The organism is Anaerococcus lactolyticus ATCC 51172 (genome assembly GCF_000156575.1).
Taxonomy (GTDB): domain Bacteria; phylum Bacillota; class Clostridia; order Tissierellales; family Peptoniphilaceae; genus Anaerococcus; species Anaerococcus lactolyticus.
In genome coordinates this window covers 1-226 of the sequence record NZ_GG666218.1, presented here as the reverse complement: position 1 = coordinate 226, position 226 = coordinate 1, and the positions used below count along the sequence as shown (strand labels likewise).

General features: G+C 27.4%; 1 pseudogene. It reads left to right on the top strand.

From position 1 onward, the window contains the following. A pseudogene (locus tag HMPREF0072_RS10910) lies at positions 1 to 226 on the top strand (stalk domain-containing protein); the annotation flags it as partial.

Below are 226 nucleotides of genomic sequence, written 5' to 3'. Positions count from 1 at the left end.
TAATGATGAACTAATAGCAGAAATTACTCAGCTTAAAGATGAATTAAAAAGATTACAAGATGAAAATGCAAAACTTAAAGAAAATTATTCATCTACAAAATGGGAGTTAGAATCTGAAAAAGAAAAGACCGACAAAAACGAAAATAAAATCAAAGAAATGCAAGAAAAGCTCGAGTCTTTAGAAGGAGAACTAGCAAAGAATACTAAAGAAATTGAAGATAAAGAT